Annotated in this window: 16 protein-coding genes; 15 read left to right on the top strand and 1 reads right to left on the bottom strand. The window is 64.1% G+C overall.

Annotated elements, in window-relative coordinates; all coding sequences use genetic code 11:
- Positions 1-63 precede the first annotated feature (63 nt).
- Positions 64-1017, bottom strand: a complete 954-nt coding sequence (gshB, locus tag J4E63_RS29500; protein ID WP_060740210.1) for a glutathione synthase — start codon at positions 1015-1017, stop codon at positions 64-66.
- A 224-nt stretch (positions 1018-1241) separates the two neighbouring features.
- Here gshB and J4E63_RS29505 point away from each other — a divergent pair, with 224 nt between their 5' ends.
- The 15 genes from J4E63_RS29505 (at position 1242) to mdcH (ending at position 18948) form a co-directional block, all read left to right on the top strand.
- Complete coding sequence (locus tag J4E63_RS29505) at positions 1242-1670, top strand: PleD family two-component system response regulator (RefSeq protein WP_060740211.1); 429 nt, start codon at positions 1242-1244, stop codon at positions 1668-1670.
- A 48-nt stretch (positions 1671-1718) separates the two neighbouring features.
- On the top strand, positions 1719-2084 hold the full coding sequence (gene pilH, locus J4E63_RS29510; protein ID WP_003206465.1) for a twitching motility response regulator PilH: 366 nt from the start codon (positions 1719-1721) through the stop codon (positions 2082-2084).
- 10 nt (positions 2085-2094) lie between these two features.
- A complete protein-coding gene (locus J4E63_RS29515; RefSeq protein WP_060740212.1) occupies positions 2095-2634 on the top strand; it encodes a chemotaxis protein CheW in 540 nt (179 codons plus the stop codon).
- Positions 2635-2792: 158 nt separating this feature from the next.
- The gene (locus tag J4E63_RS29520; protein ID WP_060740213.1) at positions 2793-4856 is read left to right on the top strand and encodes a methyl-accepting chemotaxis protein; all 2064 of its coding nucleotides are present in this window, start codon (positions 2793-2795) and stop codon (positions 4854-4856) included.
- A gap of 185 nt (positions 4857-5041) precedes the next feature.
- The gene (locus J4E63_RS29525; protein ID WP_207284082.1) at positions 5042-10978 is read left to right on the top strand and encodes an Hpt domain-containing protein; all 5937 of its coding nucleotides are present in this window, start codon (positions 5042-5044) and stop codon (positions 10976-10978) included.
- Entirely contained in the window at positions 10971-11450 is a 480-nt protein-coding gene (locus tag J4E63_RS29530; protein WP_060740215.1) for a chemotaxis protein CheW, read from the top strand. The genes J4E63_RS29525 and J4E63_RS29530 overlap by 8 nt, the downstream gene beginning before the upstream one ends.
- A 198-nt stretch (positions 11451-11648) precedes the next feature.
- Complete coding sequence (locus tag J4E63_RS29535; RefSeq protein ID WP_207284083.1) at positions 11649-12278, top strand: nucleotidyltransferase domain-containing protein; 630 nt, start codon at positions 11649-11651, stop codon at positions 12276-12278.
- Positions 12241-12666: a hypothetical protein gene (locus tag J4E63_RS29540; protein ID WP_092474656.1), complete on the top strand. Its 426-nt coding sequence runs from the start codon at positions 12241-12243 to the stop codon at positions 12664-12666. Before J4E63_RS29535 ends, J4E63_RS29540 begins: the two co-directional genes overlap by 38 nt.
- A 258-nt stretch (positions 12667-12924) precedes the next feature.
- Complete coding sequence (gene mdcA, locus J4E63_RS29545) at positions 12925-14595, top strand: malonate decarboxylase subunit alpha (protein ID WP_207284084.1); 1671 nt, start codon at positions 12925-12927, stop codon at positions 14593-14595.
- Positions 14596-15471: a triphosphoribosyl-dephospho-CoA synthase gene (locus tag J4E63_RS29550; RefSeq protein WP_207284085.1), complete on the top strand. Its 876-nt coding sequence runs from the start codon at positions 14596-14598 to the stop codon at positions 15469-15471. It abuts the gene before it with no gap.
- Complete coding sequence (locus J4E63_RS29555) at positions 15471-15770, top strand: malonate decarboxylase subunit delta (protein WP_003206454.1); 300 nt, start codon at positions 15471-15473, stop codon at positions 15768-15770. The genes J4E63_RS29550 and J4E63_RS29555 overlap by 1 nt, the downstream gene beginning before the upstream one ends.
- The gene (locus J4E63_RS29560) at positions 15763-16614 is read left to right on the top strand and encodes a biotin-independent malonate decarboxylase subunit beta (RefSeq protein ID WP_207284086.1); all 852 of its coding nucleotides are present in this window, start codon (positions 15763-15765) and stop codon (positions 16612-16614) included. Before J4E63_RS29555 ends, J4E63_RS29560 begins: the two co-directional genes overlap by 8 nt.
- Positions 16611-17414, top strand: coding sequence for a biotin-independent malonate decarboxylase subunit gamma (gene mdcE / locus J4E63_RS29565; protein WP_207284087.1), 804 nt, complete (start codon positions 16611-16613; stop codon positions 17412-17414). Before J4E63_RS29560 ends, mdcE begins: the two co-directional genes overlap by 4 nt.
- On the top strand, positions 17408-18031 hold the full coding sequence (locus J4E63_RS29570) for a malonate decarboxylase holo-ACP synthase (protein WP_207284088.1): 624 nt from the start codon (positions 17408-17410) through the stop codon (positions 18029-18031). The genes mdcE and J4E63_RS29570 overlap by 7 nt, the downstream gene beginning before the upstream one ends.
- Positions 18028-18948 (top strand): malonate decarboxylase subunit epsilon, encoded by a 921-nt coding sequence (gene mdcH / locus J4E63_RS29575; protein ID WP_207284089.1) that lies wholly within the window; start codon positions 18028-18030, stop codon positions 18946-18948. Before J4E63_RS29570 ends, mdcH begins: the two co-directional genes overlap by 4 nt.
- Positions 18949-18976: the final 28 nt, after the last annotated feature.

Here is an 18976-nt window from a genome sequence, read left to right on the forward strand (position 1 = left end):
ACATCGCGTTTTTTTCAGGCCGGGCATGATAACGCAATGTGGGTTTCCTTCAGCAGATCTGGATCAACGAGCCTTGAGCTTCTGATCGATGGCATCCATCAGCATGCCGCCGATGTCGGTGCCGAAGGCGTTATCGATCTCGCGGATGCAGGTCGGGCTGGTGACGTTGATTTCCGTCAGGTGCTCGCCGATCACGTCCAGGCCCACGAACAACAGGCCTTTTTCCCGCAGGGTCGGGCCGACCTGGGCAGCGATCCAGCGGTCCTTCTCGGTCAACGGACGGGCTTCGCCACGACCGCCGGCCGCCAGGTTGCCACGGGTTTCACCGGCGGCCGGGATACGCGCCAGGCAATAATCCACCGGTTCGCCGTCGATCATCAGGATGCGCTTGTCGCCGTCGACGATGGCCGGCAAGTAACCCTGGATCATGATCTGCTGCTTGCCGTGCAGCGTCAGGGTTTCCAGGATCACCGACAGGTTGGGGTGGCCGGCAGTGTGCCGGAAGATCGAGGAACCGCCCATGCCGTCCAGGGGCTTGAGGATCACGTCGCCGTGATGGTCGGCAAATTCGCGCAATACGTCCGGGCGACGGCTGACGATGGTCGGCGGCGTGCACTGCGGGAACAGCGTGGCGAACAGCTTTTCGTTGCAGTCGCGCAGGCTCTGGGGCTTGTTGACCACCAGCACGCCGGCGTTTTCCGCTTGTTCCAGCAGGTAGGTGGAGTACACGAACTCCATGTCGAACGGCGGATCCTTGCGCATCAGGATCACGTCCAGGTCGCTGAGCAGCGCATCGCGCTCGTCGCCCAGCTCGAACCATTTTTCAGGGTTGGCGAAGACGTTCAGCGGCTTCATCCGCGCCCGTGCCTGGCCTTCGGCCTGGTAGAGGTCGCGCTGCTCCATGTAGAACAGCTCCCAGCCGCGCTTCTGAGCGGCCAGCAGCATGGCCAGCGAGCTATCCTTTTTATAGGAAATGCTGGCGATAGGGTCCATGACAATGCCGACGCGTACGCTCATGGCTTGGTTCCTCGAAATATGATGGGCACATAATGGCGTGAAAAAGTGGCGTCAGAGTGGCGCCCGGAAGATTGGCGGTCAAGGAAAAACCACCGCGCCCAGCGGCCGATAGATCGGCGATGGAGACTGTGCTAAAAAGGCTGCCATGTGACGTGCGGGCCTTGAACATCAAGGGTTTGCGCTGTCGTTCACTCTCAGGCGTTAAAAACCGGTCCGCAGCGGCAATGGCAGAGCACTCTACGCAACAGCAACCCAGCGCCTTGAAGGTCATGGTCATCGACGACTCGAAGACCATCCGCCGCACCGCCGAAACCTTGCTGCGCAACGTGGGCTGCGAGGTGATCACGGCGATCGACGGTTTCGATGCCCTGGCCAAGATCGCCGACCATCATCCGGGCATCATCTTCGTCGACATCATGATGCCGCGCCTCGATGGCTACCAGACCTGTGCCCTGATCAAGAACAACAGCGCGTTCAAGGCCACGCCGGTGATCATGCTGTCGTCCCGGGATGGGTTGTTCGACAAGGCCAAGGGGCGCATCGTCGGTTCCGATCAGTTTTTGACCAAGCCGTTCAGCAAGGAAGAACTGCTGGGGGCGATACAGGCCCATGTCCCGGGCTTTGCCGCTGTCCAGCCGCACCAGGCACATTAATGACACTCGGCCAACGGGCCTGGGGTCAACAAGAAAATGGGGAACACCATGGCACGAGTTCTGATCGTCGATGATTCGCCGACTGAAATGTACAAACTGACCGGCATGCTGGAAAAGCACGGCCATCAGGTCCTGAAGGCCGAGAATGGCGCCGATGGCGTGGCGCTGGCCCGCCAGGAAAAACCCGATGCGGTGCTGATGGACATCGTCATGCCCGGCCTCAATGGTTTCCAGGCCACGCGCCAGTTGACCAAGGACCCGGACACCGGCCATATCCCGGTGATCATCATCACCACCAAGGATCAGGACACCGACAAGGTCTGGGGTACGCGCCAGGGGGCGAAGGACTACCTGACCAAGCCGGTGGACGAAGAAACCCTGATCGCGACCCTGAACAAAGTGCTGGCGGGTTGACGGCGCGGCCATGAGCCAATCCCTGACGGCCTTCGAACTGCTGCTGCAGATCGACCGGCGTTGCCGGCTGCTGGGGGCGGACCTGCCCTCCCAGCCGACCCATCGTGCCGGCTGGAGCGGCATCGGCTTTCGTCTGGGCGAGCACTGGTACGTGGCGCCGATGGGCGAAGTCAGCGAAGTGCTGCACGAGCCTCGTCACACGCATTTGCCCGGGGTCAAGCCGTGGGTGCGTGGCGTGGCTAACCTGCGCGGGCGCTTGTTGCCGTTGATGGATTTGTGCGGGTTCTTCGGCCATGAGTTGTCCACCGTGCGCAAGCAGCGGCGAGTGCTGGTGGTGGACCACGACGAGGTGTTCGCCGGGTTGCTGGTGGACGAGGTCCTCGGGCTGCAGCACTTTGCCCAGGACAGTCTGGAACCGATGCTGGTGGACGACCACGACGGCCCGGAAGCGGCCTTCGTCAAGGGCCGGTTCGGCGGCGAGCGCGAGTGGCAGGTGTTCAGCCCGTTTGCCCTGGCGCGGTCGCCGGGGTTCATGGATGTGGCGATTTGACGAGAAGCAGCGCAGGCCCCTTGTGGGAGCGAGCTTGCTCGCGATTGCGGTGGGTCAGCCAGAGCAATGCTGACTGATCCAAGGCTATCGCGAGCAAGCTCGCTCCCACATGGGGACCACGGTGAGTGAGTTGGACTGGGTAGCACAGGCGAGAACCGATGATCAAAGCAAAAACAGGCAAGCCACTGGAAGCGTCGCGCAGTCGTTCGCAGATCATCGTGCTGTTCGTCGCGCTGATCGTCTTCATCGTGCTGCTGTTCGCCAACTTCGCTTACCTCAACACCCAGTCCACCTACGACAAACAGTACATCGGCCATGCCGGTGAGCTGCGGGTGCTGTCCCAGCGCATCGCCAAGAACGCCACCGAGGCCGCCGCCGGCAAGCCTGCGGCGTTCAAGCTGCTGAGCGATGCGCGCAATGACTTCGCCCAGCGCTGGGGCTACCTGAAACAGGGCGACCCGGTGACCGGCCTGCCGCCTGCGCCCGCCACCCTGCGCCCGCAGATGCGCGCCGTACAGCTGGATTGGGAGCGCCTGCTCAAGAACACCGATGCCATCCTCTCCAGCGAACAGACCGTGTTGTCGCTGCACCAGGTGGCGGCCACCCTGGCCGAAACCGTGCCGCAGTTGCAGGTCGAGTACGAAAAAGTCGTCGAAATCCTGCTGCAACGCGGCGCCCCCGCCACCCAGGTGGCCATGGCCCAGCGCCAGTCCCTGCTGGCCGAGCGGATTCTCGGCGCGGTGAATACCGTGCTGGCAGGGGACGAAAACGCCAGCCAGGCCGCCGATACCTTCGGTCGCGACGCGGCGCGTTTTGGCCAGGTGCTCAATGGCATGTTGCAAGGTGACCCGGCCCTGAAAATCTCCCAGGTCCAGGACCGCGATGCCCGGGCGCGGCTGAGCGAAATCAGCGAGCTGTTCGAGTTCGTCTCCGGCTCGGTGGATGAAATCCTCGAGACCTCGCCGGAGCTGTTCAAGGTCCGCGAATCGGCCGGCAATATCTTCAACCTGTCGCAGACCTTGCTCGACGAGGCTTCGCACCTGGCCACGGCCTTCGAGAACCTGGCCGGCGGGCGTTCCGTCAATACCATCGGCGGTTATGTGCTGGGCCTGCTGGCGCTGATGTCGATCATCCTGATCGGGCTGGTGATGGTCCGCGAGACCAACCGCCAGTTGCACGAAACCGCGGAAAAGAACGAGCGCAACCAGAACGCGATCATGCGGCTGCTGGATGAAATCGAGGACCTGGCCGACGGCGACCTGACCGTCACGGCCTCGGTCACCGAGGATTTCACCGGCACCATCGCCGATTCCATCAACTACTCGGTGGACCAACTGCGCGATCTGGTGGCGACCATCAACCTCACCGCCGGCCAGGTCGCCGCCGCCGTGCAGGAAACCCAGGCCACGGCGATGCACCTGGCCCAGGCGTCCGAGCACCAGGCCCAGCAAATTTCCGAAGCTTCGACTTCAATTAATGAAATGGCCCAGTCCATCGACCAGGTGTCGGCCAATGCCGCCGAATCGTCGGCGGTGGCCGAACGTTCGGTGGAGATTGCCAACAAGGGTAACGAGGTGGTGCACAACACCATTCATGGCATGGACAACATTCGCGAGCAGATCCAGGACACCGCCAAGCGCATCAAGCGCCTGGGCGAGTCATCCCAGGAAATTGGCGACATTGTCAGCCTGATCGACGACATCGCCGACCAGACCAACATTCTGGCCCTCAACGCCGCCATCCAGGCGTCCATGGCCGGTGATGCCGGGCGCGGGTTCGCGGTGGTGGCCGATGAAGTGCAACGCCTGGCCGAGCGTTCTTCGGCGGCGACCCGGCAAATCGAAACCCTGGTGCGGGCGATCCAGGCCGACACCAACGAAGCGGTGATTTCCATGGAGCAGACCACCACCGAAGTGGTGCGCGGTGCGCGACTGGCCCAGGACGCCGGCGTCGCCCTGGAAGAGATCGAAGGTGTGTCCAAGACCCTGGCGGCGCTGATCCAGAGCATCTCCAACGCGGCGCAGCAACAGACCACCTCGGCGGGGCAGATTTCCTTGACCATGAACGTGATCCAGCAGATCACCACGCAGACTTCGTCGGGCTCCACCGCCACCGCCGAAAGCATCGGCAACCTGGCGAAAATGGCCAGCCAGCTGCGCCGTTCGGTGTCGGGGTTTACCTTGCCGGCGGCGGCAGCGGCTGGCGATGAGGAAAAAGGGTGACTGACCTGCTGGGAGGGGATGTACCTGTGGCAAGGGCGCTTTTGTGGCGAGGGAGCTTGCTCCCGCTGGGTGGCGCAGCCGCCCCAAATATTTTGTGAGCGCTGCGCACTCAAGCGGGAGCAAGCTCCCTCGCCACGGGGTTCTGGGCCGTACCACAGGTATACGACTGTTGATTTGGAGTGGTTATGGGTGATCGGCACGACTACGTGGCCCTGGAATGGGTCAAGGGCGAGATTGCCGAAACGCTGAAGCAGGCTCATCTGGCCCTCAACCGCCTGGTGGACGATCCCCAGGCGTCGGATGCCCTCGGGCAATGCCTGGCCTGCATTCATCAGGTCCACGGCGGCCTGCAGATGGTCGAGTTCTACGGTGCGGCGTTGCTGGCCGAGGAGATGGAGCAGCTGTGCGCCGCCCTGCAGGACAACCGCGTCACCCATCGCGATGAAGCCATCAGTCTGTTGAGCCAGGCCCTGGGGCAGTTGCCGATCTACCTGGACCGCATACAAGGCGCCCGCCGCGATCTGCCACTGGTGGTGTTGCCCTTGATCAACGACCTGCGCAGTGCCCGGGGCGAGAGCCTGTTGTCGGAAACCAGCCTGTTCAGTCCCGAACTGCCCGATATTGCGCCGCTCAGCGACGAGGCCTTGCAGCGCCTCGAACCCGCTGACCTGCCGAACACCTTGCGCAAATGGCGCCAGACCCTGCAAATGGCCCTGGTGGGCCTGCTGCGCGAGCAGGATGACGCGACCCACCTCGGTTACCTGGCCAAGGTTTTCCAGCGCCTGGAAACGTTGTGTGCCGGGGCGCCGCTCAATGCCTTATGGCAAGTGGCCTCAGCGCTGGTCGAAGGCATGCGTGACGGGTGCATCGCCAACAGCCCGGCGCTGCGCAGCCTGTTCAAGGAAGCCGACAAGGAGCTCAAGCGGCTGCTGGACCAAGGCATGCCCGGCATCAATCAGCCGGCACCGCCCCACCTGCTCAAGAGCTTGTTGTTCTATATTGCCAAGGCCGAACATCCCAGCGGGCAGATGCAGATCATGAAAGAACGCTACTCACTGGACGACGCGCTGCCCGACAGCGCCATGGTCGACGAAGAGCGCGCGCGCCTGGCCGGGCCCGACCGCGATGCCATGCGCTCGGTGCTCGCCGCGCTGTGCGAGGAGTTGGTACGGGTCAAGGAGCGCCTGGACCTGTTCGTGCGCAGCGATCGCCAGCACGCCTCGGAACTGGACAGCCTGCTGGCGCCGTTGCGGCAGATCGCCGACACCTTGGCGGTGCTGGGTTTCGGCCAGCCGCGCAAGGTCATCATCGATCAGTTGGCGGTGGTGCTGAGCCTCGCCCAGGGCCAACGCGAGCCGGATGACGCGACCCTCATGGACGTTGCCGGGGCCTTGCTCTATGTCGAGGCGACCCTGGCCGGCATGGTCGGCACCGTCGAGCCCGAGAGCCGCGAAGACACGCACCTGCCCACCACCGACCTGACCCAGATCCACCAGATCGTCATCAAGGAAACCCACACCTGCCTGCAACAGGCCAAGGATATGATCGTCGACTACATCGACGCGGACTGGAACAGCGAGCAGCTGCAACCGTTGCCAGCGCTGCTGACCCAGGTGCGCGGTGCGCTGGCGATGATCCCCCTGAGCCGTGCCGCCAGCCTGGTGGAGTCCTGCAATGCGTTCATCCGCGACCATCTGTTGCTGGAGCAGGCCCAGCCGGGCTGGGAAGAACTCGACCATTTGGCCGACGTCATCACCGGTCTCGAATACTACCTGGAGCGCTTGAGCGAGGACCCGGAAACCCCTGGCGAGCCCTTGCTCGATGGGGTCGAACGGAGCCTGGCCGCGCTCGGTTATTACCCTGATGAAGCGCGGGTGCCGGTGCTTGACGATGTGTTGAGTCCCAACGAAGCCCAGGTCATGCAGGACTTGCAGGAACTGGATGACCCGCAGACGGTGCAGTCCTTGGCACAGGTGCTGGCCAGCCCGGTGTCGGCGGTCAATCCGCCGGCCAGGAGCACCCCAGGCAGCCTGTTGCCTCCACCACTGGACGAGAGCCCGGTGGACGACGAGTTGCGTGAGGTCTTCCTCGAGGAAACCGCCGAGGTGCTCGACGTTCTGCGTGAATACTTGCCGCGCTGGAGTGCGCATCCCGACGACCACGGCGCCTTGAGCGAACTGCGCCGGGCCTTCCACACCCTCAAGGGCAGTGGTCGGATGGTGCGGGCGCTGGTGCTGGGTGAACTGGCCTGGGCTGTGGAAAACCTGCTCAACCGGGTGCTGGAGCGCAGCGTCGAACCGCAGGTGTCGGTCCGCCAGTTGATCGAAGACACGGTGCAGTTGTTGCCGGACCTGGTGGCCGATTTCGCGGCCAATCGGCAACGCCAGCGCGATGACGTCGACCGTCTGGCCGCCCGCGCCCATGCCCTGGCCAAGGGCGGCGATGAAGACGACGAAGACGACGAGCAGGACGTGGCCGCTCTCGATCCGCTGTTGTTGAAGATCTTCGACAACGAAGCCCAGGGCCACCTCGCCAGCCTCAATCGTTTTCTCGACCAGGCGGCCGACCACCTGCCGTTGCAGGCCAGCGATGAATTGCAGCGGGCCTTGCACACCCTCAAGGGCAGCGCTTCGATGGCCGGCGTCCTGCCCATCGCCGAGTTGGCCGGTGCGATGGATGAGCTGGCCCGGGAGTACCGGGCGCACCTGATTGCCCTCGACCTGGATGAGGTGGAATTGCTGCTGGAGGCCGAAGGGTTGTTGCGCCGCGGCCTGCGCCAGTTGCACAGCGAGCCGCTGGCGCCGATCCCCGACGCCGAGGACCTGATCCAGCGTGCCCAGGCCCTGCTGGCCGAGCGTCTGCACGCCGCCAACAGTGCGCCGGACAAAGCACTACGGACCAAGCGCGATCCACAACTGATCAACAACTTCCTCGCCCAGGGCATGGACATCCTGCTGGACGCCGAAAGCCTCTTGCAGCGCTGGCAGCAGCACCCCGGTGAAGGCCAGGAACTGAGTGCGCTGCTGGATGAGCTGACAACCCTCGGCGAAGGCGCGCACCTGGCCGATCTGCACCCAGTGGACGAACTTTGCGAAGCCTTGCTGGACCTCTACGGCGCGGTGGAAGAAAGCAGCCTGGCGGTCAGCGATGAATTTTTCCGGCAGGCGCAGCTCGCCCATGAAGCGCTGATCGACATGCTCGATCAGCTGGCGGCCGGGCAGCATGTGCGTGCGCAGCCGGAGCGAGTAGCGGCCCTGCGTCGCCTGCTTCAGGAGAGCCTCGACCCGTCGGCCACTGGCCTGATCCGCAGCGACGGCAGCCGCACGCTGAGTATCCGCGAACTGGGCCACGCGACGGCGGAAATGGAACGCGACGCGCCCGCCGAGACCTCGGTGGAAGATGACCTCGCGTCGATTTTCCTCGAAGAGGCCCAGGACATCCTCGAAAGTGCCGCCCAGGCCTTGCAACGCTGGTTGGCCGATCCGGATAACGGTGCGCCGCTGTCCTCGCTGCAACGTGACTTGCACACCCTCAAGGGCGGCGCGCGGATGGCCGACATCCGGCCGGTGAGCGACCTGGCCCAGGAGCTCGAAAACCTTTACGAAGGGCTGGTGGACCGGCGCTACAGCTACAGCGAGGAACTGGCGCAACTGCTCGTCAGCAGCCACGAACGCCTCGACCTGTTGCTCGGACAGTTGCAACAGGGCCAACCGTTGGGCGATCCCGTTGCGCTGATCGACTCTATCCGAAGGTTCCGCCAGGACAAGCCGAACGCCATCGAGACGAGCGCAGCGGCCCAGGCCGACGGTGCCGGCCATGATCCCGAGTTGCTGGAAATCTTCCTTGAAGAAGGCTTCGACATCCTCGACAGCTCAGGCGCGGCGCTGCTGCGCTGGCAGGAAGAACCGTCGAATCGCCAGGCCGTGGAAACCCTGCTGCGGGATTTGCACACCCTCAAGGGCGGTGCGCGGATGGTGGAAATCGTCCCTATCGGCGACCTGGCCCACGAGCTGGAAAACCTCTACGAAGGCCTGTCGGCGGGCCTGCTCCAGCCGACCCCGGCGCTGTTCGCCTTGCTGCAAAGCAGTCATGACCGACTGGCGCAGATGCTCGATGCGGTGCGCGCCGGCCATCCGTGCCCGCTGGCCGATCGGCTGATCGCGCAGATCCAGGCGGTGAATCATCCCCAGGCAAGTGCGGTGGCCCAGGCTGCCCCGGCGCCGGAGCCGATCACGCCCCCCATCGCAAGTCCGCCCGCAGCGCCCGCCAGACAAGACCCCAGTGCAGCGGGCGACGGTGCGGACATGGTCAAGGTCTCCGCCGAGCTGCTCGACGACCTGGTGAACCTGGCGGGGGAAACCTCGATTTTCCGTGGGCGCATCGAACAGCAGGTCAACGACGCACGCGTGGCCCTGGGCGAAATGGAAACCACCATCGAGCGCATGCGCGACCAATTGCGGCGCCTGGATACCGAAACCCAGGGGCGGATTCTCAGTCGTCAACAGGTGGAGGCCGAGCGCCTGGGCTACGAAGAGTTCGACCCGCTGGAGATGGATCGGCATTCCCAGTTGCAGCAGCTGTCCCGGGCGCTGTTCGAGTCTGCCTCGGACTTGCTCGAACTCAAGGAAACCCTGGATCGCAGTAATCATGATGCCGAGCTTCTGCTGCAACAGCAGGGGCGGATCAACACCGAGCTCCAGGAAGGCCTGATGCGCACGCGCATGGTGCCGTTCGAGCGCATGCTGCCGCGGCTCAAGCGCATCGTCCGGCAAGTGGCGCAGGAACTGGGCAAGGACGTGGAGTTCGTGGTGGGCAATGCCGACGGCGAGATGGACCGTAACGTCCTGGAGCGTATGGCCGCGCCCCTGGAACACATGCTGCGCAACGCCGTCGACCACGGCCTGGAACCGGCCGACGTGCGCCTCGCCGCTGGCAAGCCGGCGCGAGGGCGCATCAGCCTCGACCTGTCGCGGGAAGGCGGCGACATCATTTTCGACATCCGCGACGACGGTGCCGGCGTGCCGCTGGAGGCGGTGCGGACCAAGGCGATCAAGCGGGGCCTGCTGACGCCGGACAGCGATATCAGCGACCGCGACGTGCTGCAGTTCATCCTGCAACCGGGGTTTTCCACGGCGGAAAAAATCACCCAGATCTCCGGGCGTGGCGTGGGCATGGACGTGGTCCACGAAGAGGTGCGGCAGTTGGGCGGCAGCATGACCATCGATTCCACGCCGGGGCAGGGCGTGCATTTCCGCATTCGCCTGCCGTTTACCGTGGCGGTGAACCGGGCGTTGATGGTGCATTGTCACGAAGACCAGTACGCGATCCCGCTGAACGCCATCGAAAGCATTGTCCGGGTGTTGCCGGCCGAACTGGACGGCCATTACCAACTCGACCCGCCGACCTATACCTACGCCGGGCAACGCTATGAACTGTGCTACCTGGGCGAGCTGCTGAAAACCGGCGCCCGGCCGAAGCTGCTGGGCCAGAGCCAGCCGTTGCCGGTGCTGCTGGTGCAGTGCAACGAGCGGCACGTGGCCGTGCAGGTGGACGCTATCGCCGGGACCCGGGAGATCGTGGTCAAGAGCCTTGGCCCGCAGTTCTCGGCGGTGCAGGGCCTGTCCGGGGCGACGATCCTGGGGGATGGCCGGGTGGTGTTGATTCTCGACCTGCTGGCGCCGATCCGCGCCTTGCCCCACCAGGTCCCGCGCCGCCAGGTGCCGGCGGAAGGCGAGGGCGAACCGCAACGGCCACTGCTGGTGCTGGTGGTGGACGACTCGGTGACGGTGCGCAAGGTCACCAGCCGCCTGCTGGAGCGCCATGGCATGCACGTCCTGACCGCCAAGGACGGCGTGGACGCCATGGCGCTGCTGTCCGAGCACGCGCCTGACCTGATGCTGCTGGACATCGAGATGCCGCGCATGGACGGCTTCGAAGTGGCCACGCAAGTGCGCAACGACCCACGCCTGGCGCACCTGCCGATTATCATGATCACCTCCCGCACGGGCCAGAAACACCGCGACCGCGCCATGGCCATCGGTGTCAACGACTACCTGGGCAAGCCGTACCAGGAATCGGTGCTGCTCGACAGCATCGCCTACTGGAGCAGAACCCATGCATGACCTGCATCACTCACGCGCCAGCCACCTCACCGGCCTGCTGCTGCCACTGGCCGACCGCCACCTGATCCTGCCCAACGTGGCGGTGGCCGAACTGATCGACTACCAGAGCAGCGCCTTCGATATGGACACCCCGCCGTGGTTCCTGGGGTGGGTGAGCTGGCGCGAACGGCAAATCCCGCTGCTGAGCTTCGAATCGGCCTGCGGCCAGAAAACCGTGATCGGCGAGCGAGCACGCATCGTCATCCTCAACGCCCTGGGCGGCCGGCCGGAGCTGCGTTTCATCGCCCTGCTGGTGCAAGGCATTCCCCGCTCCTGCAAGCTCGACAGTCAGTTGAGCTATGTCGACGTGCCGCTGTGCGGGCTGGAGCAGGCGGCGGTGCAAGTGGGGGAACATGTGGCGAAAGTGCCGGACTTGTTGGCGTTGGAGGAGTTGGTGGTGGCGGCCGGGTTGGTTCAGCAGCACAAATCCTGAAGCCTATGCAGGGCCCATGTGGGAGCGAGCTTGCTCGCGATAGCGGAGTGTCAGCCGGCTCAGTGTTGACTGATCCACCGTCATCGCGAGCAAGCTCGCTTCACAGAAGTCCAGGCGCTTACGTTTAATGCCACTTCCAACTTGATAAGTCCCAAAAAGGGACCTATCGTTCCCTTTTTGGGACCTGTGGCCTTTTCCATGAATCATCTCTCTCTAAGCGATGCCTTGTTCACGGCCACTCAGCAACGGGTCCTGGGTCTGTTGTTCGGTAAACCGGATCAAAGTTTCTATGCCAATGAAATTGCTCGCTGGGCTCAAGTCGGCAAGGGCAGTCTCATGCGGGAGTTGGAGCGTTTGCAAAACTCAGGGATCTTGATGATGACTCGTCAGGGCAATCAAACCCATTACCAAGCCAATGTGAACTGCCCGATTTACGCGGAACTGTTGGGCATCGTTCAAAAAACCATGGGTATAGCGGAACCGTTGCGCCAAGCCTTGCAGCCGTTTTCCAGGCAGTTGAGTTGGGCATTCGTCTACGGTTCCGTCGCCAAAGGCCAGGCGAACGCATCCAGTGACATAGATCTCATGCTGATCGGCGAAGGCCTGCACTACAGTGAAGTGATGGAGCGGCTTATGCCTCTGGAAGAGAAACTGGGCCGTCCTCTTAATCCTACGCTCTACACGCCCCAGGACTGGGCCGCAAAATTTGCGGCGGGTAACAGCTTCGTGGTTCGGGTAGCGCAGCAGGACAAGATCAACTTACTGGGTGAAGACCCTTTGGAGTCCAAGGATGGGCAAGCAGGAAAGCCTGGAAAATCTATTACGTAGCGGCAGCCTCAAAGCAGAACCGCCGGATCGCCAGGAATGTGAGGGCTTGGTGCGTTCTGCAATGGACCGCCTGACAGATGCGCAAACAGTGTCCCTTTCGTTTGCCAGTCGATTCGACCTGGCGTACAACGCCGCCCATGCCGCCGCCCTTACGGCGTTACGTTTGAGCGGCTATCGTTCGGACAAGCGTTATCTGGTCTTTCAATGCCTGGTTCATACGGCGGATGTCACCAAAGTGCAGGTCCGGCTATTCGCCCTATGCCATGAGCGGCGCAACCTTGCCGAGTACGAGGGCTACATGGATGAAGATGACGCGCTTCTTATCCAACTGATTGAGAGTGCGGTAGAACTGCTCGAACGGGTTCGGCAATTGATGAGTATGAGTTGATCCCTGCTGGCCGCTACAAAATCCAAAGCCAAACGCAATCCTTGTGGGGGCTAGCTTGCTTGCTCGCGATAGCGGACTGTCTGCCGGCTCAGTGTTGACTGATCCACCGTCATCGCGAGCAAGCTCGGCTCCCACAGGGGACTGGGTCTTTTTCCTCACCATTACTCCAACCGTAACGATCCGCCGCTGAGCTTGATTGATGCCCTCGCCACAACACTCCTAAGGTAACCCCCACGACAGCGAACCCGTGGAGTGGTCATGACAACAACAATATCCCCCGACTCGCGCTGGACGCGGCGGCGCAGCGAAAAGCAGCGGCGCCTCGAACTGGTGAAGGGGCTTGCCGACGGTGTGGTGCTGCCCACCGACAAGATCGTCGCGGCGCTGGAGGCGTTGATCCTGCCCGGCGACCGTGTGGTGCTGGAGGGCAACAACCAGAAGCAGGCGGATTTTCTCTCGCGCTCCCTGGCCAAGGCCGACCCGAGCAAGCTGCATGATTTGCACATGATCATGCCCAGCGTCGGTCGTTCCGAGCACCTGGATCTGTTCGAACGCGGCATCGCCCGCAAGCTCGATTTTTCCTTCGCCGGCACCCAGAGCCTGCGCATCAGCCAGTTGCTGGAAGATGGCCTGCTGGAAATCGGTGCGATCCACACCTACATCGAACTCTATGCCCGGCTGGTGGTGGACCTGATTCCCAACGTGGTGCTCTCGGCCGGTTTCATGGCCGACCGCGCCGGCAATATCTATACCGGCCCCAGCACCGAAGACACGCCGGCGCTGATCGAGCCGGCGGCTTTCAGCGACGGGATTGTCATTGTCCAGGTCAACCAGTTGGTGGATGACGTCAGCGACCTGCCGCGAGTGGACATTCCGGCGTCCTGGGTGGACTTCGTGGTGGTGGCCGACAAGCCGTTCTACATCGAGCCGCTGTTCACCCGCGACCCGCGCCACATCAAGCCTGTGCATGTGTTGATGGCGATGATGGCGATCCGTGGGATCTACGAAAAACACAACGTCCAGTCCCTCAATCACGGCATCGGTTTCAACACTGCCGCCATCGAATTGATCCTGCCGACCTACGGCGAATCCCTCGGCCTGAAGGGCAAGATCTGCCGCAACTGGACCCTCAATCCCCACCCAACCCTGATCCCGGCCATCGAAAGCGGCTGGGTCGAAAGCGTGCATTGCTTCGGCACCGAGTTGGGCATGGAAAACTACATCGCCGCTCGCCCCGACGTGTTCTTCACCGGCCACGACGGCTCCCTGCGTTCCAACCGCATGGTCTGCCAACTGGCCGGGCAATACGCGGTGGACCTGTTCATCGGCGCCACCCTGCAAGTGGACGGCGACGGCCATTCCTCCACCGTGACCCGCGGCCGCTTGGCCGGCTTCGGTGGTGCGCCGAACATGGGCCACGACCCCCGCGGTCGCCGTCATGGCACGCCGGCCTGGCTCGACATGCGCCATGGCGATGGCGAGGCGCCGTTGCTCGAACGCGGCAAGAAGCTGGTGGTGCAGATGGTCGAGACGTTCCAGGAGGGCGGCAAACCGACCTTCGTCGAGACCCTCGATGCGGTGGACGTGGCGAAGAAAGCCGGCATGCCCCTGGCGCCGATCATGATCTACGGCGACGACGTCACCCACCTGCTGACCGAAGAGGGCATCGCCTACCTGTACAAGGCTCGTTCCCTGGAAGAACGCCAGGCGATGATCGCCGCCGTGGCCGGGGTCACCGCCATCGGTTTGCGCCATGATCCGAAAGACACCGCGCGCATGCGCCGCGAAGGGCTGATCGCCTTGCCCGAAGACCTCGGCATCCGTCGCACCGACGCCACCCGCGAGTTGCTCGCGGCCAAGAGCGTGGCCGATCTGGTGGAATGGTCCGGTGGCCTCTACAACCCACCCGCCAAGTTCAGGAGCTGGTAAATGCACGCCTTCAACCTGCAACCGAAAAAACTGTCCTTGGCCGAACGTCTGGCGGACATGGCGGTGGATGCGCTGATCGACGAAGCCGACCTGTCACCTAAACCGGCCTTGGTGGACCGTCGCGGCAATGGCGCCCACACCGACCTGCACCTGGGCCTGATGCATGCTTCGGCGCTGTCGCTGTGGCCGGCGTTCAAGGAAATGGCCGAGGCCGCCCTTGAATGCGGCGAAATCGGCCTGCCGTTGCGCGAAGCCCTTGGGCGGATCGGCCGTGAGGGGGAAGCGGCGATGCTTGCCACCACGGGCGGGGTAAACACCCATCGTGGCGCGATCTGGGCCTTGGGCCTGTTGGTCGCTGCAGCGGCGCTGGAACCTGAATCCAGTGTCGCCAGCGCCGTTACTTTGCGCGCTGCCCGCCTGGCCTTGCTCAACGACCGTCATGCGCCCCAACCCTTGAGCCATGGCGCCCAGGTCGCCCAGCGCTACGGCGTGCGCGGTGCCCGGGAAGAAGCGCAATTGGCGTTCCCGGCGGTGACGGGCCTGGGCCTGCCGCAACTCAAGCGCAGCCGCGCGGCAGGGGCGGGCGAGCAGAACGCCCGGCTCGATGCCTTGCTGGCGATCATGACCACCCTGGCCGACACCTGCGTGCTCTACCGCGCTGGCGAGCCGGGTTTGCAGGCCATGCAACAAGGCGCCAGAGCGGTGCTCGATGCCGGTGGCAGTGCGTGCCTGGGCGGTCGGCGCCAATTGCACGCGCTGGACCAACAACTGATTGCCTTGAACGCCTCGCCCGGCGGCGCTGCCGACCTGCTCGCCGCCTGCCTGTTCCTCGATCGTATCGAGCGCGGCGATGGCCTCTTCCCTGGAGTGTGCTGATGGAAACCTTATCCTTTGAATTCCCCGCCGGGCAGCCGCCACGGGGCCGGGCGCTGGTGGGCTGCGTCGGCTCGGGCGACCTGGAAGTGCTGATCGAGCCTGGCCTGGCGGGCAAGCTGACCATCCAGGTGCAGACCTCGGTCAATGGCAGCGAGCAACGCTGGCAACATCTGTTCGCCCGCATGTTCGACGGCCAGACGCCACCGGCCCTGTCCATCGACATCCATGATTTCGGCGCCACCCCCGGCGTGGTGCGTTTGCGCCTGGAGCAAGGCTTCGAGGAGATCGGCCATGACTGACAGCGCAGCGTTGCTCAACAAGCACAGCTTCGTCGAACTCGGCGCACGGCAGCGGGCCAAGGCCTTGCTCGATGACGGCACTTTCCGTGAACTGCTCGACCCGTTCCAGCGGGTCATGTCGCCGTGGTTGTTGCGTCAGGGCGTGGTGCCGCAAAGCGACGACGGCGTGGTGATCGCCAAAGGCTCGCTCGATGGCCTGCCCGTGGTGATCGTCGCCATTGAAGGTGCGTTCCAGGGTGGCAGCCTCGGCGAAGTCGGCGGGGCGAAGATTGCCGGTGCGTTGGAGCTGGCGGCCGAAGACAACCGCAAAGGCATTCCGACCTGCGCCGTGCTGCTGCTGGAAACCGGTGGCGTGCGATTGCAGGAGGCCAACCTCGGGCTTGCAGCGATTGCCGAGATTCATTCGGCGATTGTCGATTTGCGTCAGTACCAGCCGGTGGTGGGCGTGGTGGCCGGCAGCGTCGGTTGTTTTGGCGGCATGTCCATCGCCGCCGGGCTGTGCAGTTATCTGCTGGTGACCCGGGAAGCGCGGTTGGGCCTGAACGGTCCACAAGTGATCGAACAGGAAGCCGGCCTCGACGAATACGACTCCCGTGACCGGCCGTTCATCTGGAGCCTGACGGGCGGCGAGCAGCGTTTCGCCACGGGGCTGGTGGATCGTTATGCGGCCGACGATGTGACGCAGATCCGCCAACAGATCAGCCAATTGCTGCACCTGGGCGTGCCCGTGCAACACCGTAGCGGCCAGGCCGAACTGTTCCTGCAGCGCTTGGCGCGCTTGGACACTGACGTGCAAATCGAACCGGCAGCGGTTCGTCAGTTGTATCAGGGAGAACGCCCATGAGTGCGTATTCATTGAGAGGCTTGCGCTGGTTCGAAGCCTTGAGTGGCGATGCCAGCGCGGTACAAGGTTTGCCTGCTTCGTTGAAAGTCGCCGATGTCCGCCTGGGCGAGCAAACCGTACGCCTGCTGGCGGTGGTGGCCGATCCCGACAACCGTTTCCCCCGGGCGCGCAACGGCGAAGTCGGCTTGCTGGAAGGCTGGGGCCTGGCCAAGGCGGTGGATGACGCCATCGATGCCGACCGCGATGCCACCCACAAGCGTGCGTTGATCGCGATTGTCGATGTACCGAGCCAGGCCTATGGCCGGCGTGAAGAAGCCCTAGGCATTCATCAGGCCTTGGCCGGTGCGGCGGACAGCTATGCCCGTGCGCGGCTGGCCGGGCATCCGGTGATTGGCTTGCTGGTGGGCAAGGCGATGTCGGGGGCGTTCCTGGCCCACGGCTACCAGGCCAACCGGCTGATTGCCTTGCGCGACCCGGGCGTGATGGTCCACGCCATGGGCAAGGCCTCGGCGGCGCGGGTGACCTTGCGCAGTGTTGAAGAGCTTGAAGCCTTGGCCGCCAGCGTGCCGCCGATGGCCTACGACATCGACAGTTTTGCCAGCCTGGGCCTGCTGTGGGAAACCTTGTCGGTGGAGCAGATCGAGCAGCCCTGCGCGAGCGATCTCGCCCGGGTCACCGATTGCCTGCAACAAGCGATCAACGATGTCGCCACGGCACCTCGCGACTTGCGCAGCCGCCTCGGCGCGCCCCATCGGGCAGCCTCCAGCACCGTTCGCCAATTGTTGAGCGCGCAGTGGTGAACGAGTTCCTGGCCCATGACCTGCTCTGGGGAATGACGCCGGAGCACTTGCCTGCGGATGCACCAGGCTGGGCCGTCGAGAGCCTCGGCCTCGGTCAACCGGTGGTGGTGCGCCGGGCGCTGACCTTGCCCGGGGATGTCGCGGTGGGCGTGCGCGGTCGCTCCAGGGCGCAGCGTTACGCCACGTCGATGCCGATGGCTGCGATCCAGCGCCGGGTGCGCCCGGAGGACCTGTGCCAGGTCGAGTCGCCGCGCGACCTGCCGGCCCTGCACGCCCTGGCCCGGCTGCGTCCGCTGCTCGATGGCAGTGGCTGGACCTGGGGCGTCAGCGGCAGCGCCGGGTTCGAACTCGCCAGCGGTGTCGAGGCCCTGCATGAGCGCAGTGACCTGGATTTGATTCTGCGCACACCGCACTGTCTGGATCGTCTCCAGGCCAGGGATTTGCTGGCGCTACTGGATGCTTCGGTATGCGCCGTGGACATGCAGTTGCAAACGCCTTGCGGCGCGGTGGCTCTGCGGGAATGGGCGGGTTCGTCGCCTCGGGTCTTGCTCAAGGACGATGTTCAGGCCCGGCTGGTGAGCGATCCTTGGCAGCCTTGCGTGGAGCAGGTCGCGTGAGCAGCCTCTTCGTCTTTCCCGGCCAGGGTGCGCAGCGCGTGGGCATGCTCCATGGGCTGGCGCCGCTGATCCTGGACGAGGCGGGGGATGTGCTCGGTGAAGACGTCTTGCGACTGGACAGCGCCGAGGCGTTGCAATCGACCCGCGCCGTGCAGCTGTGCCTGCTGATCGCCGGCGTGGCGGCGGCCCGTCGATTGCTGGAACAAGCCCCCGCGCCGGATTATGTGGCAGGGCTGTCCATCGGTGCGTATCCGGCGGCGGTCGTTGCCGGGGCGCTGGGCTTCGAGGATGCGCTACGGCTGGTCAGCCTGCGCGGTGAACTGATGCAGCAGGCGTATCCGCACGGCTACGGCATGAGCGCGATCATTGGCCTGGATCTGGCGGCAGTGGAAGCCTTGCTCGAGCAGGTGCACGGTGAAAAAACGCCGGTCTACCTGGCCAATATCAACGCCGATAACCAAGTGGTCATTGCCGGCAGCGACGAAGCCATGGGCCTGGTCGCCGAAAAGGCTCGGCGCCAAGGGGCTGGCAAAGCCTTTCGGCTGGCGGTGAGCGTGCCGTCCCATTGCCCGTTGCTGGAGGCTCCGGCGCGGACATTGGCCCAGGCGTTTGCCGAGGTGCCGTTGAAAGCCCCCACACTGGGCTATCTCAGCGGCAGCCGCGCCCGGCCGGTGATCAGCACTGAGGCCCTGCGCGACGACCTGGCCTTCAACATGTGCCGCGTCGTCGATTGGCGCGGCACCGTGCAAAGCGCCTACGAGCGTGGCGTGCGGCTACAGATCGAACTGCCACCCGGCGCGGTACTCACCGGGCTGGCGCGCCGGGTGTTCGAGCAGGGCACCGTCATTGCCTTCGACGGTGCCCGGCTCGATACCTTGCAGGCGCTGTTGCGTGAGGAGGGAAGCCGCCAACCCTAGACACCGACTCAAGCTGACGAAGCACAAA

This window comes from Pseudomonas sp. FW300-N2F2 (assembly GCF_017351655.1).
GTDB lineage: Bacteria > Pseudomonadota > Gammaproteobacteria > Pseudomonadales > Pseudomonadaceae > Aquipseudomonas > Aquipseudomonas fluorescens_AA.